This window comes from Nanhaiella sioensis (assembly GCF_046557775.1).
Lineage (GTDB): Bacteria > Bacillota > Bacilli > Bacillales > SM2101 > Nanhaiella > Nanhaiella sioensis.
On sequence record NZ_JBKAEG010000001.1, the window covers coordinates 4,582,040 to 4,607,078 of the forward strand.

Genomic DNA, 25,039 nt, shown 5'->3' on the forward strand with positions numbered 1-25,039 from the left:
TATACCTGTAACCATACCAAGTCCTATTTCATATATTTAAAAGCGATCTTCTTGTCCCGATCACTCCATAAAACTATGGCATCAAACGTTTTATCATCTTTTTTGAAGTTTTTTATAACGTTAGTTTCGCCAGTTTTTAATAGCTTTTTTATGTTTGCTTGAGAAATCGTTTTGCCTAAGATTTTTTTAGAAATTGTAAACTTACAGTCAGATTTTTTATAGTTTGTACAACCGTAGAACTTTCCGAAGTCTAGAATACTACCATTGCACATTTTACATTTACCCAAAGATATTTTTTTCTTACTAAATTTACTTTTTTTCTGCTTCGATCCGACCGTCTCAATAGGAATGTTTGTAAATGACCAACTGTTACTTAGCTGCTGAGCATTCTCTACTATATTCTGTGATAATTTTTTCACTTGTTCAATAAAATTTTGGGGTGAAGCAGAACCTTCACCTATTTCAGAAAGTCTTTGCTCCCATTTTGCTGTCATGCTTGGGGAGGCCAATATACTATCTCCTAAAGCTTCTATTAGTAGCATGCCCTTTGCGGTGGCTATCGTTTGGTTTTTGTTAATGTTTATATAATTACGATTCTTTAATAGGTTTATAATTCCAGCTCGTGTTGCCTCGGTACCTAGTCCCTCGGTTTTTGCTAATACATTCTCTAGCTCAGTATCATCTAAATGCTTCCCAGCTGTTTTCATTAAAGTGATCAAGTTACCTTCAGTATATCTTTTTGGTGGCTTAGTTTGTCCTTTTTTTAAATTTACTTTTGTAACAGTGCCTTTTGTATTCTTTTCAATGATCGGGAGAATTTGATCTCCACCATCCGACTGGCTATGTGGATTGTTTATAACTTTTTTCCAACCTTCTTCGATTTGTTCTTTACCTTTTGCGATGAAAGTAGCACGACTGTCTACTAATATATGTATAGTAGTATAATTAAAAATAGCATTGTTATAAAAAGCGCTGATCACTTGTCTTACGATTAAATCGTAAATTTTAGTCTCTTCTGAACTTAACTTAGTAAGATCAGGTATTTGTTCGGTAGGAATGATGGCATGATGATCTGTTACTTTCTTTTCATTTACATACCTTTTATTATTAATTATCGACGCATTTGGTGGGGGTAATAAATTTTCATATTTATCTATATCTTTTAAACGAGATAGTACAGTTGGTAAAACTTTAGCTTCTTCTATTGTTAGGTACTGTGAATCTGATCGTGGATACGATATATTTCCTTTCAAATATAGCTTTTGTAATACATCTAATGTTTTTTGTGGTGAAAGCTTAAGCGTTTTATTTGCTGTTGCTTGAAGTGCTGAAAGATTGAATAGAAATGGAGGCTGATACTCTTTTCTTTCTTTTTTGACATCTGAAATGATACTATTTTTATCTTTACAAAATTCAGCTACAGCGTTCGCTTGTTTTTCATTAAAAATTCTAGTTTCGTTTTTTTTATGCCACTTAGCTTTAATTGACTGTCCAAAAAAATCAAACTGAGCTTCGACCTCCCAAAAATCTTCAGGTTTAAAATTAGCTATTTCATGCTCTCTTTTGACTATTAACGCGAGGGTAGGTGTTTGAACTCTCCCGATAGAAAAAACATCCTGGATTCCTCTTTCTTTTAGTAGAATCGTATAAATTCTTGAGGAATTTATACCAATCAGCCAATCAGCGCATGCACGACTTAAAGCTTCAAAATAAATATGTCGCGTATCTTCTTCTGTTAGTAAAGAGGAAAAACCCTTCATGACTGAAGCTTGAGTAAGAGAAGAAATCCAAAGACGCTTCATTGGTATACTTACTCCGCATTGTTTGATGATTGTACGTATAATTAATTCACCTTCACGTCCGGCATCTCCAGCGATAATGATTTCTTGAACTTCAGCACGCTTCAATAAGTTTTTAATAATATTAAACTGTTTTAATTTTGATCTAGTTACTTTATACTCAAATCTATTAGGTACCATTGGGAGTGTATGCTTATCCCATTTTTTCCATGTTGAATGATACTCCTCAGGTGATTTTAATTCACAAAGATGACCAATCGCCCAAGTGATAACTGCTCCATTGGGGAATGTAGTATTTGGCTTCACCATTAAATAACCATCATTTTTAGTAAAGGAAAAAGGAGCAGCTAATTTAGTCGCTTGGTCTGGTTTTTCGGCTATAACTACTTTCATATATCTTCTCCTTAATTTTGTTCGCTCTATGATTATAACAGTAGATTATGAGAATGGATATGTTGAACATAGAGGATGTGAAAAAATAACTATCGGTTAACAAGGTTTTAAGCTATTATCATGTATATATAGAGGATGATATATAGTTACATGTATTTTGAATATTAGAAAAAGCTTGACTTTAATCATGAATAAACGACATCATACATGAGCAGAACATTGATAAAAAAAGCTTTTTTTGTAAACTTTGTTGCGATTGTAATCAATTAAGTACTCAAAAAGAGTATTATTTGTTATTCATCGTTGTGCAGAAGAAAGGATGCCACGAACTTTAGTTGGGTACGGTTTATATTTTAATACAAAAAACCATCATTATTGCAAAAAAAGCATAAAAGAAAGAACTTGATAACGATGCTCAAGCTCTCATTCGATCATATTAGCTATTGTTATTCGTACAAATCAGATTTATCTCGTTGGTCTTTATTTCGTTTATTGCCCTTGCTATTATCACCGGCTACTATTTTACCACGTACTTCACCATTAGTTGGTGAATTTTGATTCTTGCTCCCGTAATTCATTTTTTTAGTCATCATATCAGCTTCTTTCTTACTATTATTGTGTCAATTAGTTGATGTTATCCATCATTTATTTCTTACAAATTTAGTTTGTACAGCCAAACCTTTATTAATCAAGGAATTATCATTAAATTGGCGAATAATAATATAACAGTAATTATAGGAGGTTTATGTAGTGGAGGATTTTAATTGGCATCACCGATCTGGTGAAGAATGGGATAAAAAAGCCGAATTTTGGAATAACAGAAGTGAACAAATGTGGGAAGATGGTAGCCGCAAAACAATTATTCCATTTATTAAGAAGTACTTTAAATTGGGTGGGGTAGTTGCAGATATTGGCTGTGGAGACGGTTATGGATCACAGAAGCTAGCGAAAGAAAATTATCAAGTGGTTGGTATTGATTTATCGAAAGAGATGATTGAGAAAGCAAACCTTTTTAATGATGAGGATAAGTTAACATTTATACAGGCTGACGCTAGAGAGCTTCCTTTTACAACTAGCTCAATAGATGCAATTATCGCAATTAATTGTCTGGAATGGACTGAAGACCCAAAGCATGTGTTATTAGAATTTCAGCGTGTCTTAAAACCTAATGGCTTTTTTTGTGCAGGTATATTAGGCCCTACTGCTGCGCCTAGACAACATAGCTATCCTAGACTATTTGGAGAAAGAGTCATATGTAACACGATGATGCCTTGGGAATTTGAGAACTTAGCAAAGTCACATGATTGGGACATTGTAGATGGTCATGGGGTATATAAGAAGGAGGTTCAAGCCGAACTAATTAACAGCTTACCGAAAGAGTTAAAGCAAGCCTTGACTTTCATGTGGGTATCGATGCTAATAAATAAAAGTGATAAATAATGGCTTGTTAAACGAGTTTGTACAATCGCTGTTCTGTATAGATTTAACCTATCCGATAGCAAAGGTAATAAAAAAACAGGTGGCTGGAAATTACTATCCACCTGTTGTAACTTGCCCATACCTTCTCACTTTTCTGGGAATATGATTAATACCCGTAACCAAGCCCACCGCCACAAGCGACGCCAATGATTATTAACAGTACGAATAAGACAATGACTAATGCAAATATTCCTCCTGAACGAACACCATCAACCATGTTATCACTCCTTAAATGTAATCATATGAGGATGGATTCCAATCCCTCATCAACATTAACATATTCATGCAGTATTAAATTGCCTGTGTATTATTCCTATTTAGTCTCAAAAGTTCAAATTGGTGAGTTGTTCCTATTTTTTTCAGGGCTGTTTCTCCTATACATGGTTGCTTTTCGTCATATAGCTTTATGGATCTTTTCTCTTAAAGGCTATAAAAACATAACATACACATCAGTTACTCGATGCAAGTTAAAGAAAGCAACAAAGCTTATAAAAAGGGCATGATTAATTTACAGATGAATAAGCTTGCTATATGGTCATAATTACTTGAATCAATCATAATTAAAAATCATATTTTTGTAACCAATTGAATATTCATACGTATGTAATATTGAATAATATTTTGGAGGTGACATCTTGCCATCAAGTGAAGATCGCATGTTAGCAGCAGTTATATACGTTATTAGTTTTTTTACAGTGTTTTTAGGTCCGTTGGTTATATGGTTAATTAAAAAGGATGAATCATCTTTTGTTGATTATCATGGAAGGATGTATTTTAACTTTTTCATATCATACACCATTTATAGTATAATAAGTATGCTACTAATGCTAATCTTAATAGGATTTATAACTATATGGTTGGTCGGAATTTACATTTTTATTTTTACAGTTGTAGGAGCTATAAAAGCATACCAAGGAGAAGAGTATCATATTCCTTTTGCGATTCGAATGTTATAAGTTGTCATTTATTCAGGCCACATGATTGTGGCCTGTTTTTATTGGTGTTAAAAATTAGTTCACTCAATATTTAAGCGCAACATATCATTTAAGTCGGATTTGTCCAAATGTGATCGTTTAATTCTATTGATAGCTATCATTATAATGGTTAAAATGACCTTATATTTTTGTAAAAGTTATGTGGTTTTGTTGTCTAATACACAAGGCATATGATTATTACTTGTTGTTTTATCTTGTAACCAAATGGCTGTTAGGGATTGATTGTTGTTTTTCATCTTAAGAAATATAAGCATATACAACTAAAGAGCGTGTATTTCTTTGAGTAATATTATGAGAATCAAAGTTGGAACAAACAGCTATAAAAAACGATCTATTGATAGAGGAGTGGGACTAATGTACGAACATCATAAAAAAGCAGTACAAGTACTAAGTGAACAATTTAAAGATGACCCTAAAGTTCGGGCACTGTTAATAGGTGGCTCAGTTGCCAAAGGTTACGCTAGTGAAAGTTCGGATGTGGATATAATTTTAATAGCTACAGATGAAGAATTTGAAAGACGTAAGGAGCAGCATGACTTATTTTACTGGTCTGGTGATGAATGTGATTATGAAGGTGGCTATGTAGATGGCAAAATAGTAAATTTGCAATTTTTAGAAGATGTTGCACGTCATGGAAGTGAGCCAGCAAGATTTGCATTTCAAGATGCCATCATTGGCTTTTCAAAAATACCTCAATTAGACATGATATTACAACAAATTACAACATATCCAGTAAACGAACAACAACAGAAGATAGAAAAATTTTATGTGCAATTTGAAGCAGCTAGATGGTATGTTGCAGAAGCTGAGAAGAGGAATGACAAATATTTGATGATGCACATCGTTTCATCACTCGTCCTATTTGGTGGGAGGTTAATATTGGCTCAGAACAAAGTACTGTATCCTTATCATAAATGGTTCATGAAAGTGTTAAGTGAACTTGACAACAAACCTACAGATTTTATGGAATTAACAAACGATTTACTGTCTTCCCCAAGCAGTAAAAATGCCGAGCTTTTTTGTAAAAGTATAGAGCAATTTGCAGATTGGCCCACGATAAAAGAAGGGTGGCCTAACCGCTTTTTGGTTGATACAGAATGGAGTTGGATGAATCAACAAACACCTGTGGCGGATTTATAAAGCCTTTAAGTATATGACGATAAGAATTACAGGATGACTATTAACAGGCTCAATTGCATTTCTAAATGCTTTTGAGCCTTATGAAAATTAAATATGCCAACGCCAGTATGCTAATTGTTTCTGCTTCATTTCTTCTATATTCTTTTTTATAACCTCATGCCTTACTCTTTCTTCAGGAGTCATTTTAAAAAGTGTAAATAATTTCAATATAGACATTTCTCGATCTTCCTTTCTTTTTTATTACGACATGATTTATATATTCAACAGGAAGATTGTTGATTAATGAAAAAAGGTAAAAAGGTAAAAAGGCACAAAAAGTAAAATAATTAATAAAATTCAGAAAACTACAAAAACGGACGTTCTCTACAGAAATGAGACAGTCCGTTTTTTAACATATTTGATTTGTTGAACTTCTTCAAGTAAAAAGTTAGTTTGCTAAAATAGGTCGAAAGTCGATACAGCTTAAATCGTGGTGTCGGTCCGAAACGCTTATGATTGAAGATCATCTGTTACATAGGATATTTTGAAATAAATGATCATCATCTAGTAATTTCACCATTTGTTTAATGTCATCAGTAACAAATAAATTAGAGATATGGTGTTTTTCTAACACCCAAGAGTTATACTCAATTTCCCATACTTCAGGGGGATCACATTTTGCCCAGTATCGATAAGTATGTAAATGATCCATATGCAACTCTTGAATATTATAAACTAACATCATATATAGCATCGTTCTAGCTATATTTCCTCTACTTACATGCGGAATAATCCATTCGTTTTCATAGTCAATACCAAAATCAGTGTAGTTATGTGGTACGCTCAATTTTAAGCGGTGTATAACTTTATCATTTTCTATATCAAATGGTAGGTGTCCTCTGTGTGAGTTGACTTTTTTATGTGCAGCAGCAAAGTTAAGTGGGTTTACTGTTGCACCTTTAATTACATTGACATTAGCTTTTTTCATGGCTAAATACTTTTTCATAGTACTTTGAGGGAAGATATGTTCGATGCTATGTTTGCTAGTTTTTTGTAAAATGTCAATCTCGACCCCTGCGTACACTGATTTAACATAGCTATAATCACTAGTGAAAAATGACCAAAAAAGATCAAACTTGTTATTTCTTGATAAGGAGCTATAAAATTTATGGTGTGTATATACACCACCAGCTAACTCAATGAAGCATTGTTGATTCATTGGCATCCACTCCTATTAACAGGACTTGTTTATTCCCAAATATATGGTGTTTCTTGATATACATAATAATTAAGCCAATTTACAAATAATAAATTGGCGTGTGAACGCCAAGAATGAATAGGTTGTTTTGAAGGATCATTATTTGGAAAATAATGATTTGGCACATGAATAGAGATTCCTTTTGAAGTATCTCGTTCATATTCTTCTTTCAACGTGTATTCATCATATTCTAAATGTCCAGTAAGAAATATCCTTTTTCCATCGTTTGAGGTAACGAGACAAACACCAGCTTCATCAGATGTAGATAAAATAGTTAAATTAGTATTCTCCTCAATCTCTTCTTGTTTTACGGTCGTATATCTAGAAACAGGTACGTTAAATATATCGTCAAAACCACGTAAAAGAGTAATGTTTTTATAAAGGCGTCGATGTTGAAAAATGCCAGAGCATTTCTTTTGGAGGGGATATTTATTTACACCATAATGATGAAATAGTCCTGCTTGAGCACCCCAACAAATATGAAGTGTTGATGTGACATTTGTAGTAGTCCAATCCATGATTTCCTTTAATTCGTCCCAATAATTTACCTCAGTAAAAGAAAGTTGTTCAACAGGAGCACCTGTAATAATCATGCCATCGAACTTTTTATCTCTTACCTCATCAAAAGTTCTATAAAACTGGTCGAGATGTGATTTTTTTGTTGTCTTAGATTCATGTGTTGTTGGTCTTAATAAAGTAATATTAACTTGTAAAGGGGAATTTCCTAACAACCTTAGCAACCTTGTTTCTGTTTTTTCTTTTTCGGGCATAATATTTAAGATCACAATATTTAGAGGGCGAATATCTTGTGAATATGCCCTTAACTCATCCATTACAAAGATATTTTCCTTCTCCAGTATTTCTTTAGCTGGTAAGTTATGAGGAATATTAATTGGCATCCGGTTCAACTCCTTTATGTAAATATTCATATTATATAAACTATTAATAAATTATTCAATGAAAAATTGTATTCACTTATTCAGGATTTTTATCGCAACATTGTTGCTGTTTTGCGAATTAATAGGCTTATTGGGTATGTTTTGTTAATAAATTTACTAAATTGCGCCTGTAATCTTATGTTTTATACGATTGTCATCGATTATTAAAAAGAAATAACGTCATTAGTTTAGTTATAAAACGAACTAGTTGATTAAAAAACAATAGCGAATAGGACTTTTATTGTCTTTACCTTTAGAAGGAACGATACTATATATTCTAGTATTATTACAAGGAGTATTTATAATCAATGTAAATTCAATAATAATTTATATATAATTCATTTTTCTCTCTACTTGAATTATTGAGAAGTGGTACAATAAATTTGTAAAATGACTCATAAAAAGAATGAATATGGGGGATACATATGAGCACAAAAATGACAATTAAATCAGATATTGAAATAGCTCAAAAAGCAGAAATGAAACCGATTTCAGAAATAGCTAGCCAACTTGATCTGACACGAGAAGAAGTGGAGCCATATGGTCATTATAAAGCTAAGATTTCTTTGAATGCTATGGATCGTTTGAAAACGAAGCAAGATGGTAAAGTCATTTTAGTAACTGCTATTAACCCTACTGCAGCTGGTGAGGGTAAGTCTACAGTTACAGTTGGATTAGGTCAAGCATTTACTAAATTAGGGAAAAAAGCAATTATTGCAATGAGAGAGCCTTCTTTAGGACCAACTATGGGGATCAAAGGCGGAGCGTCAGGTGGTGGCTACTCACAAGTTATACCTATGGAAGATATTAATTTACATTTTACTGGAGATTTACATGCGATTACTACAGCAAATAATACGCTCGCAGCTATCATCGATAACCACATTCATCATGGGAATAAACTGAAAATCGATCAACGAAGAATCAATTGGAAACGTGCTGTCGATTTAAACGATCGCGCTTTACGTCAGGTCGTTATCGGATTGGGTGGACCTATTCAAGGAGTCCCACGTGAAGATGGTTTTGATATTACGGTTGCGTCCGAAATTATGGCTATTTTTTGTCTAGCAACAGATATACATGATCTCAAAAATAGGCTTTCAAATATTGTTGTAGCATATAATTTTGATAAGCAGCCTGTAACAGTTAGAGATTTAGGTGTAGAAGGAGCGTTGACCTTACTTCTTAAGGATGCACTTAAACCTAATTTAGTACAAACACTTGAGCACACTCCTGCGCTTATACATGGTGGTCCTTTTGCTAATATTGCACATGGGTGCAACAGTGTTATCGCTACGAAAATGGCTTCTAAGCTTGGGGATTATGTTATAACTGAAGCTGGTTTTGGCGCAGATTTGGGAGCAGAAAAATTCCTGAATATAAAAGCGAGAACAGCAGGAATTGACCCTGCTGCTGTAGTTATTGTTGCTACGATCCGTGCGTTAAAAATGCATGGAGGAGTAAATAAAAATAATTTAAAAGAAGAAAACGTGCCTGCGTTAAATGCTGGGTTAGAAAATCTCCAGAAGCATATTGAAACTGTCAAAGCGTTTGGGTTACCGTTTGTTGTATCAGTAAATAAATTTGTCACAGACTCTGATGAAGAAATTAACTCTTTAATCGCTTGGTGTAATGACCAAAACTATCCTGTTTCCTTAACTGAAGTATGGGAAAAAGGTGGTCAAGGTGGTGTGGATTTAGCTGGAAAATTATTAGATGTCATGGAATCTACTAACAATCAATTCTCACCGTTATATGATCTAAATGATTCAATCGTTGAAAAAATTAATACAATTGCCACACAAGTTTACGGTGCGGAAAAGGTGGAATTTACCTCTAAAGCTAAAAAGCAAATTACTCAATTTGAACAGCTGGGTTGGGATCAACTACCTGTTTGTATAGCTAAAACGCAATATTCTTTATCAGATGATCCGACAAAGGCTGGCAGACCGAAAGATTTTACAATTACTGTGAGAGAACTAAAACCATCAATCGGAGCAGGATTCATCGTAGCTTTAACAGGAAATATGATGACTATGCCGGGGTTACCAACAAACCCAGCTGCATTAAATATGGATGTAGATGAAGATGGTAATGCGGTGGGCTTATTCTAGTATTATGAAAAATGGAACTATATTCGACCCTACCGTTTTTGAGAATCTAAAGGTTGTCCTTGAAGGAGAGATATATGATCTTGATTTAGGTGGCACAATTGAAATTATCAATCGGGATGATTTAGTTAACCTTGCAACGATGTCAAGATCTTATAAGATAAACTTTCGACTAAAAGATAGACAAGGATCACCAGCTGCATACATGAAGCTATCTATGGATGTTGCTAATCTTAGTAAGGAATTATTACAAACACCAGGGCAAAAACCAGGTTGTAGTATAAGTGTAGGGTTTATACAATATTTAAAGTCAGTTGAGGGTATACCGGAACATGCATTAAAAATCGTCAAAAGTGTGTGGGGGCAAGAGTATATTTATCAGCAAACAATATCACATAACCCGAGTGAACAACCAACCTTATACACTCATCATACGGACATTATATTTGACCGTTTTATGTATGAAGAAAATATTGATGATTTGATTGAAATGGTTGATTTTATACTTTGCACCCTTCAACAATTATGAAATTAAACTAATTTTATAGGTGTAATCATTTGATATACCTTAAAACAACTTTTACAATAGTAAACAGGAGGGATAAAGATGTCTATATACGAATTTTCAGCATCAACAATTAAGGGTGAAGCTAAATCTTTACATGATTACGAAGGGCAGGTCGTAATGGTTGTTAACACAGCTAGTAAATGCGGTTTTACTCCACAATATAAACAACTTGAAGAGTTATATAAAACATATAAAGATAAAGGACTTGTAGTATTAGGGTTTCCTTGTGATCAATTTGGAAATCAAGAACCGGGTGATGATGAAGAAATTGAGAGCTTTTGCGAAATTAATTACGGTGTAACATTTCCGATGTTTTCGAAAGTTGATGTGAATGGTGAGGATGCTCATCCGTTATTTACATACTTAAAAGAAGAAGCACCTGGAATTTTAGGTTCGAAAGGAATTAAATGGAATTTCACTAAATTTCTAATTGATAAAAATGGCAAACCCGTATCGAGATTTGCTCCTAAAGTAGAACCATCTGCAATGAAAGAAAATATTGAGCAGTTGCTAAACTAATTGAGCTATCAATTGTAATACAACTATCGTCATAAAAAGCTGCACCTTCAAAATAGCCGTAGATATTTATGAAGGTGCAGTTTTTATATATTTAAGTAAGGTAGGTTAGAAATGATGATTCGTGAAGAGTAGTAACACAATGATCTATTATAATTATGTAGGTGTGATCATAATGAGTTAAACAATAAACACCTACACAACTGTGGTTCTTGGCATCTTTTCTTAAGTAAAACGATAATATTAATCTATTAAATTCCTTCTTACGTTGCTAATTGAAAACAATCGTAACAAACTTGACGAAAGCTGTTTTCGCATGGATTGTTTTTTTTCGTATAAAGAAATAAACACGCACACCACAAGAGTTCTTGGCATCCTTTCTTGTTTACAACGATGGCTAACATATAAATGGTACTAATTTGGTATAAAACAAAGTTTACGAAAAGAACTAAGATTCATGAGTTTTTAAAAAAAGTAACAATACTTCCATAAATACTACTTAGAAAAGTATCTAATGAATGTGAATAGCTATAATGTTCAATGAAAAGAAGGGATTGAAGAAATGTGCTAAAAATAGCGTGGGTAACGGATAGCTCAGCTTGCATTAATGAGGAATTACAGCATCACCCTGATGTATACGTTGTACCAATTACGATAATCTTTGATAATCAAGAATATCGGGATGGTGTGGATCTAACGCCTTATGAGTTATACAGTAAATTAAAATCTTCAATCTCCAAACCGAAAACTTCCCAACCATCGGTTGGTCAATTTCAAGCATTGTATGAAAAGTTACAATACAGTTATGATTACATTATTTCAATACATGTTTCTTCGAAATTAAGCGGCACTTATTCTTCAAGCTTTCAAGCAGCACAACAAATTAAAAAACCAATTTATGTAATTGATTCGAAAGTTACCTCATATCCAATGACAGCTTTAATTTCTGAAGGTATTCGACTTAACAGAGCAGGCACAGAAATTAAAGATATCGTATCTTCTATACAAAAATTAGTAGACAAAAATAAAATGTATGTAATAGTTGGTAGTCTTGAGCAGCTATATGCGAGTGGAAGGTTAAATAGTATCCAATTTGTGGTTGGTAGTTTGTTGAAAATTAAACCAATCATCACTTTTAACAATGGTACATTAGCAATCTATGACAAAGTGCGATCAGAACGTAAGGCCTTACATCGCTTCCTTACTATATTGAAAGAAGAAGTCCAACATTCAACAATCTCAGAAGTGTATTTATTATATGGATTACGCAGTGATAAAGCACAGGTACTAAAACAAAAAATAGAAAGTTTGTTTCCTTCGTTGAATGTACTTACGTACCCATTTTCTACTTCTCTAGGTGTACATACAGGTGAAGACACAATTGGAATTAGCTGGTTTAATAATTAGGCTCTAACTTTGTTGTTATTGATACAAAATTACGATATTAACAGAAAGTCTCATATGTTATCACAATATTATAGAAGATAAATGCCATGAAACTATTGTTGTGTCTGTGTTAATTTATTTGTATGCAAAGCAACACGCAATGCGAAAATAATTATGAAAGGTAACTACATATCGTTATAGTGTTGTTTTAAAGGTTACATGTGTGAAAATGAACCTACAACACTAGTATATATTGCACTAAATGAGTAGAAAGTGGTACGCTTCCCTCAATTTTATAGCCTATACTCAATAATTGAGCTATAGTTTCTGCACAATTTGGATTGGTAGGCTCTATAGGAGCATGTAAGCTTGAGTATAATGAAACGAATTGGTTTGTTGTAGGATTACAGACAATCATTATTACATGACGTCCATACCAAGCTGTGCCAATTGTTGATTGCGTTTGGGGAGGATGTTGATGAAAGCAACTATTATTATTTATGTGAACCAGATCCTTTCAATTTTTCTCTCTTCCTACCTGTAAACTAACAAAGTCTAAACAAGAAGCATTAATTGGTGTATGAGCTCCAGCCTATTTTGGGGACAACCATGTTAGTGCATGTTCATAAAATAGCATAATTAACAAGCCTGTTTTCGTATTGAAAGTTGTTTATCGTTCCAACAAATAACAAACGTATATAAATAAGTTTCGGGGCATCGCTATAAAACGATGTTTTTATATGCTATTTTACGAATTATCGCAACAAGGTTTACGAAAAGGGTCTATACCCATTAAATACTATGAATATAAGACATATGCTTAATGCTTAGTTTAAAAGCAACAAGTATTACAAGTGAACCTTGATATTTAGTTGCTTTAATATTAAATCTTCATCATTATATGCATGTTGTTAGTCAAATGTCCCTACTTAAAATGATTCCACAATAATCCTTCCGTCATGTTACAATGTGTTGAGAAAGAAATAGGCTTATGTCTGTTTTTTTAAAAAGTGGCTTTTTTTGGCATTGAAAGTTTTTTTTGAACTCTTAAATATAGACGAATACAACTTTGGCATACTATCTCATTTTAAATGATGTCAATTGCATAAATTTATTTGGTGCTATCCAATATTTGCCTTAAAAGCTTCAAACTTTACGAAAAACGCTGCATTATTAAATTGTCGGTTATATAGTATTTTAAAAGAGTGGATGTTCTTTTTTTGCTGTTACAACGGACAAGATATATAGTGTAAAACGTCCAATAATTTAAACAGGTGATATTAATGAATGCAGAAATGATAAAAATTACTGAACAATTTGTAAAATCAATATTAGTTGATGACCGAACTGGTCATGACTATTTTCATATACATCGCGTTAGAAACTTGGCATTACATATAGGTAAAATTGAAAGGTCAAATCTTTTTATAGTTGAAATGGCTGCGTTGTTACACGATACGATAGATGACAAAATTATGGATGATCCAAAAGGTGCAATTAAACACGTAACAAGCTTTCTGCATTCAAACGGAGTAAAATCTGTCGATACTCAACATATAATGGATATCATTACCTCACTTTCGTTTAAAGGAGGAAATGGAGTTCCAATGAAATCCCTTGAAGGTCGAGTTGTTCAAGATGCAGATAGATTAGACGCATTAGGTGCGATCGGTATAGCTCGTGCATTTACATACGGTGGCATAAAGGGACATGTACTTTATGACCCTGATATACCGTTAAGGGAAAGCATGACGTATGAGCAATATCGATATGAGCAAAGTACAACAATTAACCACTTTTATGAGAAATTATTACGCCTTTCAGATAAAATGAACACGGAAGAAGGAAAGAAGATAGCGCAACAAAGGCATGTTTTTATAGAAAAGTACTTATTACAATTTTTTGAGGAATGGAATGGTCAGCTATGAAATTACTAACAGTAGAAAATTTCACAAAAAGCTATACAGAAAGGACGTTGTTTGAAAACATATCTTTCAGTATAACGTCCGGTGATCGAATTGGGGTCATAGGTGTAAACGGAACAGGGAAATCAACTTTGTTAAAGCTTATTGCTGGAGAAGAAACTCCTGATGAAGGTCAAATGATGTGTTCAAAAGGCTATACAATAAGCTATTTAGCTCAGCAACCAGTATTTAAAGAAAACCATTCAGTGCTTGATCAAGTTTTTCATGGTGATACGCCACTTATTAACTTATTAAAAGAGTACGAGCACATTTTATTAAAACTAGCAGATGAACCGACAAATGAAAAAATCCAACAAGCGTTGTTTACTACACAGCAACGTATGGATGCTATGAATGCTTGGGAAGCGAATTCAAATGCAAAAGCAATACTAACTAAGCTCGGTATCAAAGATTATTCACAACAAATTGGCGAGCTATCAGGAGGACAAAAAAAGAGAGTGTCATTAGCACAGGCATTGATAGCAGAACCTGATTTATTAATTTTAGATGAACCAACGAACCATTTAGATTATGAGACAATCATGTGGTTAGAAGATTATTTAGCTAAGTTTAATGGGGCTATATTGCTTGTAACACACGATCGGTATTTTTTAGATCGAGTTACAAATCGCATCTTGGAGTTGGATAATGGTAACTTATATAGTTATGCAGGCGGGTATTCATCTTATTTAGAAGGAAAAGCGTTAAGAGAAGAACAAGCACAGGCTAGTGAGGAAAAACGTCAGAATCTATACCGTTATGAACTCGCTTGGATAAAAAGAGGCGCAAAAGCAAGAACAACGAAACAAAAGGCGAGAATAAAGCGCTTTGAGGAATTAGAAAATAGTAAATTTACAACAAATGAAAGCAAGTTGGATATATCATTACAATCTAGCCGTCTAGGGAAGAAGGTAGTTGAATTAGAAAATGTCACCAAATCTTACGGGGACAAAACCATTTTAGTAGATTTTAACCTGTTAATAAAGCGGGGAGACCGCATCGGTATCGTTGGGGAGAATGGATCTGGGAAATCTACATTGCTAAATTTAATAGCAGGAAAAATAACGCCTGACGATGGAAAATTCTCAGTCGGTCCAACTGTTAAAATTGGATACTATACTCAAGAAACCTTTCATATGAATGAAAATCAACGGATCATTGAATATGTGAAGGAGTCAAGAGAAGTTATAGAAACGATAGATGGTCACACAATTTCTGCTGCTCAAATGCTAGAGCGATTCTTATTTCCGATGCATACTCACGGTACACCGATTCGTAAACTTTCTGGTGGAGAGAGAAAGCGACTATTTTTATTAAAAATATTAATGGATGCACCAAATGTTTTATTACTCGATGAACCAACAAATGACCTTGATACTAAAACTTTGACAATATTAGAAGATTATTTAGATGAGTTCCCAGGTGTTGTAATCACTGTATCACACGACCGATACTTTTTGGACAAAATAGCGGAACAAATTCTCGTTTTTCAAGGTGATGGACATGTGAAAACACACTTTGGTTCATACACAGCTTTTATTGAACAGCGTTCTGAAAAGACAATAGTGAAAGAATTACAAAAAGACAAAGAAGTTCCGAAAAAAGAAAAGAAGCAAATCCGCAAGCTAACTTACAAGGAACAAAAAGAGTGGGAAACAATTGAAGATCGGATCGCAGAAATGGAACAAACTTGTGAACACCTGACGCAACAAATTGAACAAACAGGAAGTGATTTTGAAACTGCTCAATCACTAATGAAGGAACATGAGGATACTACAAAACAATTAGAACAGTTGATGGAACGTTGGGAAGAATTATCTGAAATCATAGAAGCAACTAAATGAAACTCTATGTTATGGAGCTGAATTGTTGTATTAATGTTTGTCAATTATGCATGCACTAAACTGAACATGGATCCCGTTTGTTTGAGAACAACTGCCGAATAATTAACTTTGATTTGATATAAGTCACTAGCTAAAAAACATAATTCGGTATAACTTATTAAGGCTCTTCTCATCGTTACTATTAAAAGCCAAATTATTACCAAAGAAAGTAGTTTTACATGGTTAGTCATTGTTGTACAGAAGAAAAAGGTGCCACGAAATCTAATTGTGTACGCATTTATTACGAAAGGCAATATTTAATGCGAAAACATCCTTTGTTAAAGACCTACACCTTCGGTTGTTAGTTTACAGTGCCATTCACATTCTCATGTCATATGAAAGTTCAACTTTTACAGTTGGACTTTTTGTATGGCTTAATCATTGTTGATAGAAATAATATATCTATTCCTAGTTTAGTAGACATACACACTGTAGAAGGTTTCTTAGTATTGGACAACTCGCTTTGCTCCCAAATATCGAGAGTTCCAGTAGGAGTTACTAAGATGACTAACTGTAACGCCAACTGATGAATCAGTATGAATAAATTGGTTATTCCCAATGTAAATTCCAGCATGAGAAGGCCCTGGCTTATACGTTTCAAAAAAAACAATATCACCGATGCTTGGATTTTGGACGTCAACAGTAAAATTCCATATGTCACTGACTGTTCTAGGGATTTTGATGCTTTTTTGATCAAATACAAAAGTTAAAAAGCCGCTGCAATCAAAGCCGCTAGGTGAAGTTCCACCCCAAACATATGGGCTTCCGATGTATTTTTGCGCAATTGTGATCAAGGATGTATCAACAGAGTTCACTGTCGTTTGTTTTGCTGGTTTGATATATATTGTTTTACCAACCTTATTCTTATTTGTTTCAAGGTGTTGCAATGTTTGTCGTCCAGCTATGCCATCAATTGTCAACTTATTACGTTGCTGATATGTTTTTACTGCTGCTAATGTAAGTGGACCGAATATTCCATCAACATGTCCTTCGTAATAACCTAGGTTTTGTAATTGGTGTTGTAATTTTACTACCTCTTCACCTGTGGAACCGTATGACAGAACTTTTTGCTTGTGGAGTGTATCAAACTTAGCTAATGTAGTTAACGTCTTTTGATCGGTAATGCCATCTGTAGCTAACTGTGTTTTACTTTGAAATAATTGTACAGCTTCCTTCGTTTTCTTACCATAAACCCCGTCAATATGACTATGATACATTGCCAGGTTTTTAAGCTTTAGTTGAAGTGTTTTTACTGCTTGCCCAGTATGTCCATAACGTAATTGTTCTTTCTTTAGTTCCCGCACACTTAAAATATTGGAATTTACAGATGTGTTTATTGGCAATGACGTACTTAATACAACAGTGGCGGCAACTGATGACAAAACAAAGTTATACTTTGTTCCTGTTGATAACTTCATGTTTGACCTCCATTCCAATAAAGTGTCATTTTAAATAAGTAAAATTACCTGTGCTTAGAAAAAGGGGAATGATTTATAACATTAATATTTGTGAATAAGATTGATTATGACAAATTAACAGTAAATTTGCTCATCTTTTGTAGAAATATATCGGACAACTTTTTATAAGTGAGTGTAATGGATGGAAGGACGTACGTATGTTAAAATTATTTTTACTATACTTGTAGTAAAAAAGGGGAGATTAGTTTGAAGATCAATACAATTGAACCAACACCTAGTCCAAATACAATGAAAATTATCTTAAACAAAGAATTACCCTCTGGAAAAAGTAATAATTATAAGAGAGAGAATAGCGAAAGTGCACCACAAATCATTCAAGACATTTTGTTGATTGATGGTGTGAAAGGAGTATACCATGTTGCTGATTTTTTAGCTGTAGAACGTAATGCCAAGTATGATTGGCAAGAGATCTTACCAAAAGTAAGGGAGGCTTTTGGGGAAGATATTGAAGAATCTAGCGATACACGTCAAGAAGTTGCTGATACATTTGGAGATGTAAAAGTTTTTGTGCAAATGATCCAATTTATTCCAATGCAAGTGAAATTACTAGATGGACAAACTGAAAAACGGTATGGCTTACCAGAGCGATTTAAAGAAGCAGTATTAACAATGCAATCATCCGTAAATAATGTCGTTAGTGATAGACAATGGCAGGAATATGGAACTCGTTATGGTGATATTGAAGATGTTGGTTCAGAGGTGGTTGAGGAATTAATAGCTGTTTATGATGAAGACCGCTTAAATAGACTAGTTGATGCAGCAAAGAAAAAAGATCATACCGCAGCAAGTCATTTGTTAAAAAACAGCTACAAAGTAACAGCTGAAATGCTAGAAAATGCTGATTGGACTAAACGGTATGCGGCACTAGAACAAATGGAGCCAACTGAGGAAGATATTCCAGTTTTAGCACAAGCATTAAATGATGATAAAGCTTCGATACGACGTCTCGCTACCGTGTACTTAGGCATGATAGAAAAAACAGTTGTGTTACCATATTTATATAAAGCGTTGACTGATAAGAGTATAACAGTTAGAAGAACGGCTGGGGATTGCTTATCAGATATTGGAGATCCAAGTGCGATTGGGGCAATGATTAAAGCTTTACAAGATCCGAGTAAATTAGTTCGGTGGAGAGCAGCGATGTTTTTATATGAAGTTGGAGACGATTCAGCATTGCCTGCTTTAATTGAAGCTCAAAATGATCCGGAATTTGAAGTAAGTATGCAAATGAAACTAGCAATTGAACGAATTAAAGAAGGAGAGGAAGCGAAAGGGTCTGTTTGGAAACAGATGACGGATAGTAGGAATAACAAAGATTAATATATAAGATGTATATATTCAAATCAGGTGTAGAGTTTATTACACCTGGTTTTTTGTTGGTAATGATTATACGGATCATTAAATGTTTCTATCATTAAATAGAACTTTTCTATAAGTCAATGAAGCAAAATAAAACTATAATTTACTTCATACTTAATGATTATTTTAAGGTTGTGATAATGATGGAGAGCAAAAAAGTAGGCATAATAGGTGGTATGGGCCCGAAGGCAACAGTAGATTTAATGAATAAAATAATTAATAATACGCCAGCCAAACATGATCAAGACCATCTTCACCTCATTGTGGATAGCAACTCACAAATTCCTGATCGCACTTCAGCAATTATAGGTGAAGGCTTAGATCCGACACCATTAATTGTAGCATCTGCACAACGGCTACAAAAGGCTGGTGCAGATTTATTAATGATTGCGTGTAATACTGCACACTTTTTCTACAAGGCTGTTATACACTCAGTTGATATACCGGTGATCCATATGCCAATTGAAACTGCGAAATATTTACAAGAGCACAAATTCAAGAGAGTCGGTTTATTAGCTACTGATGGTACTTTACAATCTAACTTGTATCAGCATTGTTTAAATAAATATGATATTGCCCTTATCAATTCAAACAAAGACATGCAAGCATATGTTATGAAGGGGATATATTCTATAAAAGGTGGTAAACTAGAAACGGGATTATTTTACTTATCAGCTATCGCTAAAGAGTTGAAGGAACTTGGTGCTGATGCAATTATTGCAGGTTGTACCGAAATACCACTTGTGCTTCAATCAACAAAACAATTGATTGTGGTAGACCCAACTGAAATTATTGCAAAAAAGGTCGTACACATAGCAACAAATATGAATAATGAGTTACTTTCTGTATAAAGCAAGCGTATAACTTAGTAGAGTGATAAGTTAGAAGAGTGAGAAAACAAAAGGGTGGGGAGTATGAATATTGATAATATTGAAGCTTTCATATATGTTTGTCAACTTGGGAGCTTTAATAAAGCAGCAGAAGCGCTATTTTTGACTCAGCCTTCTGTTTCTGCACGAATTCAATCTCTAGAACGTGAAATGAATATTAAGCTATTTCTTCGTCAAGGAAATAAAGTATCGCTAACTGATAAAGGTGAATATTTTTTTCCCCATGCGCAAAAAATATTGCAATCTTATCAAGAAGCAAAGTATAGACTCCAGCAAGAACTGCTTCCGAACGAATTAAAAATCGGCTGTGCATTATCTATAGCTAATAATGTCTTACCATCTATGCTACCTGATTTTAAAGCAGAATTTAACAATGTACGAATGAAGATAATAACTGGGCATTCAAAAGACGTTTTACAAAAAGTAATTAATCAAGAAGTTGATTTTGGAATTATAAGAAGAGAAACTCATCCAGAAATTGAATCGATTCATTTATACGATGATCCTATAAGCCTGTTTGTTTCGAACGACCATGTTTTGCTGAAGCAGGAAACGATAACGTTAGAGCAAGTTGCAAAGTGGCCACTCATTTTTTTTGATTATGGCTCGATGGACTGGCTTTATATTCATAGAATTTTTTCGACGAATAGTATTTCACCGAATATTTCTTTGGAAGTTGACAATATGGAAACAGCAAAAAACTTAGTCATACAAGGTATGGGGATTAGCTTTTTACCTGAACATTGTGTAAAAAAGGAGCTTCAAAAGGAGCAGCTCGTTCGAGTTGAATTAACACCACCAATTAGAATGAATATAAGCATTGATTTTATTTACGTAAAAGGGAGTTCACAATCCGTTTTTATCAATTATTTTAAGGAAAGACTCTTTTCGTAAACTTTGTTGCTATTGAAACTAATAGAGGACAGGAAAAAATAAATCTATGCCAAGTGACCTTATTAATATGAGGAAAGTTACCACGACCGCTTGGTTTATCCGTTTTTATTTCTTAGTAGGAAAAACAACAATCAATGCGATAACATTCAGAATTTAATAGATAAATAAAGCAGACTTAAATAGGGTAGGTTCTAATAAGTTGGCTATTTTATTGGCGGTTGATCCAATAAAATAAGCAATTAAACTTTTTGGAACCTTACCCTTTTTCTATGTTCATTTTGTAAATTGTAACCAGTCATAAACTTATTTACAGTATTTTAAAAAAATTCACAAAAAAACTATTGCAAAACAAATGAAAACAAACTATATTGTTAAAATATATACTCAAAGAGAGGTTGATAATATGTCCAAGGATTTACGTATCCGAAGTAAAGCGCTTAGTGATGATGTAAAACGAGCACCGAATCGAGCAATGCTGCGTGCTGTCGGTTTTAGTGATGAAGATTTTAAAAAACCGATGATTGGTATTGCAAGTACATGGAGCGAGGTAACGCCATGTAATATTCATATTGATGAGCTAGCTATCAAGGCAAAAGAAGGTGCTAAAAATGCCGGTGGCGCACCGTTAATATTTAATACAATTACTGTTTCAGATGGTATTTCAATGGGAACAGCAGGTATGAGGTTTTCATTACCTAGTCGGGAAGTTATTGCTGATTCTATTGAAACCGTTGTTGGTGGAGAAAATTTGGATGCTTTTGTTGCTATCGGTGGATGTGACAAAAACATGCCTGGATGTATGATCGCTATTGGGCGTTCTAATGTGCCAGCAGTATTTGTTTACGGTGGTACAATAAAACCTGGTAGACATAATGACAAAGATATTGACATTGTCTCAGCATTTGAAGGAGTGGGACAATATAATAAAGGTGATATTGATCGTGAAGAGCTCCATCAAATTGAGTGTCATGCATGCCCTGGAGCTGGTTCATGCGGGGGAATGTATACTGCTAACACGATGGCTTCTGCAATAGAAGCAATGGGAATGAGTTTACCAGGAAGTTCATCGAATCCTGCAGAGTCTTCCTTAAAAGGCGAAGACTGTTTGAAAGCAGGAGAAGTAGTTTATCATTTGTTAGAAAAAGGAATTTATCCAAAGGATATTATGACAAAAGAAGCTTTTGAGAATGCTTTTACTGTTGTATTAGCACTTGGAGGATCAACAAATGCAATTCTTCATTTATTAGCAATTGCTCATTCAGTTGATGTCGATTTGTCATTGGAAGACTTTGATAGATTGCAAAAGAAAGTGCCTCATATTGCGGATTTAAAACCAAGTGGTCAATATGTGATGCAAGATCTTCATGAAGCAGGTGGGGTCCAAGCCGTTATGAAAGTATTGCTTGATGAAGGTCTTTTACACGGACAGTGTCTTACTGTAACAGGGAAAACATTAGCCGAAAACTTAGCGGAGGCACCACCTTTAGTAGAAGGTCAAAAAGTCATCATGCCATTTTCAGAACCGTTAAAAGCAACGGGTCCTTTAGTTATTTTAAAAGGTAATTTAGCTCCAGATGGTGCAGTTGCAAAAGTATCAGGCTTGAAAACAAAGCACCTAACTGGACCAGCTAAAGTATTTAATTCAGAGGATGAAGCAACACAAGCAGTACTAAATGATGATATCAAAGCTGGCGATGTACTTGTTATTCGTTATGAAGGACCTAAAGGAGGTCCTGGTATGCCAGAGATGTTATCAATATCAGCTATCTTAGTTGGTAAAGGATTAGGAGAGAGTGTGGCATTATTAACTGATGGCCGCTTCTCAGGAGGCACACACGGACTTGTTGTTGGCCACATTGCCCCAGAAGCACAAGTAGGTGGCCCAATTGGTTTGTTGAAAACTGGTGATATCGTAACCATCAATAGTGAGTTACAGTCACTAGCCGTTGATCTCTCAGAAGTAGAGCTAGAAGAACGTCGAGCTAGCTGGGTAGCACCTAAATTACATTCAAGAGGTGTGCTAGGAAAATTCGCTCATCAAGTCTCTTGTGCTTCAAAAGGTGCGGTCACAGATCTTTATTAAGTTGTTATTAGTTGATTTTCTATGATATGTACAGTATTCTTTAAGCATCGGAATGTTATTGGAGGGAATTGTATATGTCGATGGCTTATGAAGAATATATGAAACAAATGGTTAAGCCGATGCGTCAAGAATTAGTCAACGCAGGCTTTACTGAACTATTGACAGCTGAATCAGTTGAAGAATTTTTAGATGAAGCACAAGGCACTACCTTGGTTGTAGTTAACTCGGTATGTGGATGTGCAGCAGGGCTAGCTAGACCAGCTGCAACGCATGCTGTATTAAATAATGACAAAAAACCTGATCAGCTTGTTACAGTGTTTGCAGGTCAAGATAAAGAGGCTACTTCTAAGATGAGGGAGTATTTTGTCGACCTTGAGCCATCATCACCATCAATGGCTCTACTGAAAGGAAAAGAAGTGGTACATTTTATTCCCCGTCATGAAATTGAAGGTCATGCGATGGAACAGATTATGGAGAACTTACAATCTGCTTTTAATAAATCATGTTAAGAGGATGTCTATATGACGTCCTCTTTCTATATGTTACGTGAAAGCACACTTAATTTTATTTGTTAATTAAAGCTTACAACTATTTATGAGATTTTACAGAAGAATTAAAAATAGGTGATGACATTGATTGCAACAACCGGTGGTCGAACAGATGAAAATGGTATTCTACTTGCAAAAGAAGTAGCGAGGGATTTAAAAATCCCTTATGTTGATAGAAGAAAATCGTCTTTAAAGGAATTGAAACACCACTATAACCAAGATGTGCTAATGATAGGTAGAAATAGACTAGAAATACATCCTATCACTGCAAATGAACCGGTGTTTTTTCATCCTAATTCAGCTATGTTCCGTTTAAAACGTATAATGCTAGGACTTGATGACCCGTTTCTTAGAGCTGTACAACTTTCAGAAGGTATGACTTTTTTAGATTGCACTGTTGGACTAGCTTCTGATAGTATTTTGGCGAGTTATGTAGTTGGTAGGAGTGGAAAAGTTGTAGGAGTTGAAGGAAATCGTTATTTAGCATATTTGGTTAAGAGAGGGCTACATGAATGGAATTCTCAGTTATTAGAGATAACCAATGCTATGAAATGGATTGAAATTGTTCATTACGATCATTTACTATATTTAAAAAATTGTCCGAGTGATTATTTTGATGTCGTATATTTTGATCCAATGTTTGAAAAAACGATAACCGAATCAAACGGTATTAATAGCTTAAAACATTTAGCAGTTTATTCAGAAATCACAGCGGAAGTGTTATCTGAAGCAAAGCGCGTAGCAAAACGAAGAATAGTGTTGAAGGATCATTATCAAAGTAACACGTTTGACAAGTTTAATTTTATTGTAGAAAAACGAAAAACAGCTAAATTTCACTTTGGCTATCTTCATGCCGCTATTTGATGTTTACAATTTGATTATTCTTATCAATCGCGTTATAAATTGTATCTTATGTTTTATGTCTTTGTACGATAAACAACACTCAAGGTGTAAACAGCCTTTAGTTAAAATCAAACAATATAAAAAGAGGTTTGATTAAATAAATTGCTGTTCGAATGAAATAAGTTAAGTAGGTTAAAGTATACAGATGGAGGTGATATTAGTGTCTAAAAAACGTAAGAAAAACCCTGCAACGATCGGTTTAAGCTCTCCTGATGTAGAGGGGCAAGGGACTACTTCAGCTGAAACTGGAAACTATCAGAAAAGTTCAGCTCGAAAGAAAAATAAACAATCATAAGCGAAGTTGGGTCGACTCGTCATACATTTGAGTCGACCCAAAACTCTATTAACATCAGCTGCCTCTATGTTAGTTTGTTTACCGGTTATTTCTTTACTGCTATAAGATTTTTTAGTGAATAAGTTAAAGTTGAACTTGCAGTTGATTTTTAGTATATGAAGGGTGTTTTTATCGTATTAT

Annotated in this window: 23 protein-coding genes; 16 read left to right on the forward strand and 7 right to left on the reverse strand. The window is 34.2% G+C overall.

Annotated features, from left to right (window positions below):
• Positions 1–23: 23 nt before the first annotated feature.
• Both V1503_RS21680 and V1503_RS21685 read right to left on the reverse strand, forming a co-directional pair.
• Positions 24–2,192, reverse strand: a complete 2,169-nt coding sequence (locus tag V1503_RS21680; RefSeq protein WP_410629119.1) for a DNA topoisomerase III — start codon at positions 2,190–2,192, stop codon at positions 24–26.
• Between the two features lie 446 nt (positions 2,193–2,638).
• Complete coding sequence (locus V1503_RS21685) at positions 2,639–2,770, reverse strand: hypothetical protein (protein ID WP_284730440.1); 132 nt, start codon at positions 2,768–2,770, stop codon at positions 2,639–2,641.
• A gap of 172 nt (positions 2,771–2,942) precedes the next feature.
• On the opposite strand from V1503_RS21685, the gene V1503_RS21690 reads away from it, so the two are divergent.
• Entirely contained in the window at positions 2,943–3,632 is a 690-nt protein-coding gene (locus V1503_RS21690) for a class I SAM-dependent methyltransferase (RefSeq protein ID WP_214481215.1), read from the forward strand.
• A 145-nt stretch (positions 3,633–3,777) separates the two neighbouring features.
• Here the strand turns inward: V1503_RS21690 and yjcZ are convergent, their stop codons facing one another.
• Positions 3,778–3,888: a sporulation protein YjcZ gene (gene yjcZ / locus V1503_RS21695; protein WP_214481214.1), complete on the reverse strand. Its 111-nt coding sequence runs from the start codon at positions 3,886–3,888 to the stop codon at positions 3,778–3,780.
• A 439-nt stretch (positions 3,889–4,327) separates the two neighbouring features.
• Here yjcZ and V1503_RS21700 point away from each other — a divergent pair, with 439 nt between their 5' ends.
• Both V1503_RS21700 and V1503_RS21705 read left to right on the forward strand, forming a co-directional pair.
• Positions 4,328–4,627 carry a DUF4870 domain-containing protein gene (locus tag V1503_RS21700; protein WP_214481409.1) on the forward strand — a complete coding sequence of 100 codons (300 nt, stop codon included), beginning with the start codon at positions 4,328–4,330 and terminating at the stop codon, positions 4,625–4,627.
• Positions 4,628–5,020: 393 nt separating this feature from the next.
• Positions 5,021–5,806 (forward strand): nucleotidyltransferase domain-containing protein, encoded by a 786-nt coding sequence (locus V1503_RS21705; protein WP_410629120.1) that lies wholly within the window; start codon positions 5,021–5,023, stop codon positions 5,804–5,806.
• Positions 5,807–5,893: 87 nt separating this feature from the next.
• On the opposite strand, the gene V1503_RS21710 is transcribed toward V1503_RS21705, so the two are convergent.
• From V1503_RS21710 to metA, 3 genes are all read right to left on the reverse strand, one after another.
• Complete coding sequence (locus V1503_RS21710) at positions 5,894–6,022, reverse strand: hypothetical protein (protein WP_284730433.1); 129 nt, start codon at positions 6,020–6,022, stop codon at positions 5,894–5,896.
• A 286-nt stretch (positions 6,023–6,308) separates the two neighbouring features.
• Entirely contained in the window at positions 6,309–7,004 is a 696-nt protein-coding gene (locus V1503_RS21715) for an endonuclease (protein WP_214481212.1), read from the reverse strand.
• 29 nt (positions 7,005–7,033) lie between these two features.
• Positions 7,034–7,942 carry a homoserine O-acetyltransferase MetA gene (gene metA / locus V1503_RS21720; RefSeq protein WP_214481211.1) on the reverse strand — a complete coding sequence of 303 codons (909 nt, stop codon included), beginning with the start codon at positions 7,940–7,942 and terminating at the stop codon, positions 7,034–7,036.
• 464 nt (positions 7,943–8,406) lie between these two features.
• On the opposite strand from metA, the gene V1503_RS21725 reads away from it, so the two are divergent.
• The 6 genes from V1503_RS21725 (at position 8,407) to V1503_RS21750 (ending at position 16,370) form a co-directional block, all read left to right on the forward strand.
• Positions 8,407–10,095: a formate--tetrahydrofolate ligase gene (locus V1503_RS21725; RefSeq protein WP_410629121.1), complete on the forward strand. Its 1,689-nt coding sequence runs from the start codon at positions 8,407–8,409 to the stop codon at positions 10,093–10,095.
• Positions 10,076–10,621 carry a hypothetical protein gene (locus tag V1503_RS21730; protein WP_410629122.1) on the forward strand — a complete coding sequence of 182 codons (546 nt, stop codon included), beginning with the start codon at positions 10,076–10,078 and terminating at the stop codon, positions 10,619–10,621. Before V1503_RS21725 ends, V1503_RS21730 begins: the two co-directional genes overlap by 20 nt.
• Positions 10,622–10,699: 78 nt before the next feature.
• On the forward strand, positions 10,700–11,179 hold the full coding sequence (locus V1503_RS21735) for a glutathione peroxidase (protein WP_214481208.1): 480 nt from the start codon (positions 10,700–10,702) through the stop codon (positions 11,177–11,179).
• 561 nt (positions 11,180–11,740) lie between these two features.
• The gene (locus tag V1503_RS21740; protein WP_214481207.1) at positions 11,741–12,583 is read left to right on the forward strand and encodes a DegV family protein; all 843 of its coding nucleotides are present in this window, start codon (positions 11,741–11,743) and stop codon (positions 12,581–12,583) included.
• 1,262 nt (positions 12,584–13,845) lie between these two features.
• Positions 13,846–14,490, forward strand: a complete 645-nt coding sequence (locus V1503_RS21745; protein WP_410629123.1) for an HD domain-containing protein — start codon at positions 13,846–13,848, stop codon at positions 14,488–14,490.
• Entirely contained in the window at positions 14,487–16,370 is a 1,884-nt protein-coding gene (locus V1503_RS21750) for an ABC-F family ATP-binding cassette domain-containing protein (RefSeq protein ID WP_410629124.1), read from the forward strand. Before V1503_RS21745 ends, V1503_RS21750 begins: the two co-directional genes overlap by 4 nt.
• Positions 16,371–16,852: 482 nt before the next feature.
• On the opposite strand, the gene V1503_RS21755 is transcribed toward V1503_RS21750, so the two are convergent.
• Complete coding sequence (locus V1503_RS21755) at positions 16,853–17,827, reverse strand: C40 family peptidase (protein WP_410629125.1); 975 nt, start codon at positions 17,825–17,827, stop codon at positions 16,853–16,855.
• 246 nt (positions 17,828–18,073) lie between these two features.
• Between V1503_RS21755 and V1503_RS21760 the strand changes: the two genes are divergently transcribed.
• From V1503_RS21760 to V1503_RS21790, 7 genes are all read left to right on the forward strand, one after another.
• Complete coding sequence (locus tag V1503_RS21760) at positions 18,074–19,207, forward strand: conserved virulence factor C family protein (protein WP_410629126.1); 1,134 nt, start codon at positions 18,074–18,076, stop codon at positions 19,205–19,207.
• A 179-nt stretch (positions 19,208–19,386) separates the two neighbouring features.
• Positions 19,387–20,097 (forward strand): cysteate racemase, encoded by a 711-nt coding sequence (gene cuyB / locus V1503_RS21765; RefSeq protein ID WP_410629127.1) that lies wholly within the window; start codon positions 19,387–19,389, stop codon positions 20,095–20,097.
• A gap of 63 nt (positions 20,098–20,160) precedes the next feature.
• Positions 20,161–21,030 carry a LysR family transcriptional regulator gene (locus V1503_RS21770; protein WP_214481202.1) on the forward strand — a complete coding sequence of 290 codons (870 nt, stop codon included), beginning with the start codon at positions 20,161–20,163 and terminating at the stop codon, positions 21,028–21,030.
• A gap of 403 nt (positions 21,031–21,433) precedes the next feature.
• A complete protein-coding gene (ilvD, locus tag V1503_RS21775; RefSeq protein WP_410629128.1) occupies positions 21,434–23,113 on the forward strand; it encodes a dihydroxy-acid dehydratase in 1,680 nt (559 codons plus the stop codon).
• Between the two features lie 74 nt (positions 23,114–23,187).
• A complete protein-coding gene (locus V1503_RS21780) occupies positions 23,188–23,622 on the forward strand; it encodes a BrxA/BrxB family bacilliredoxin (RefSeq protein WP_410629129.1) in 435 nt (144 codons plus the stop codon).
• A gap of 123 nt (positions 23,623–23,745) precedes the next feature.
• Complete coding sequence (locus V1503_RS21785) at positions 23,746–24,525, forward strand: class I SAM-dependent methyltransferase (RefSeq protein WP_410629130.1); 780 nt, start codon at positions 23,746–23,748, stop codon at positions 24,523–24,525.
• A gap of 199 nt (positions 24,526–24,724) precedes the next feature.
• A complete protein-coding gene (locus V1503_RS21790; RefSeq protein WP_214481198.1) occupies positions 24,725–24,859 on the forward strand; it encodes a YuzL family protein in 135 nt (44 codons plus the stop codon).
• The last annotated feature ends 180 nt before the right edge of the window (positions 24,860–25,039 follow it).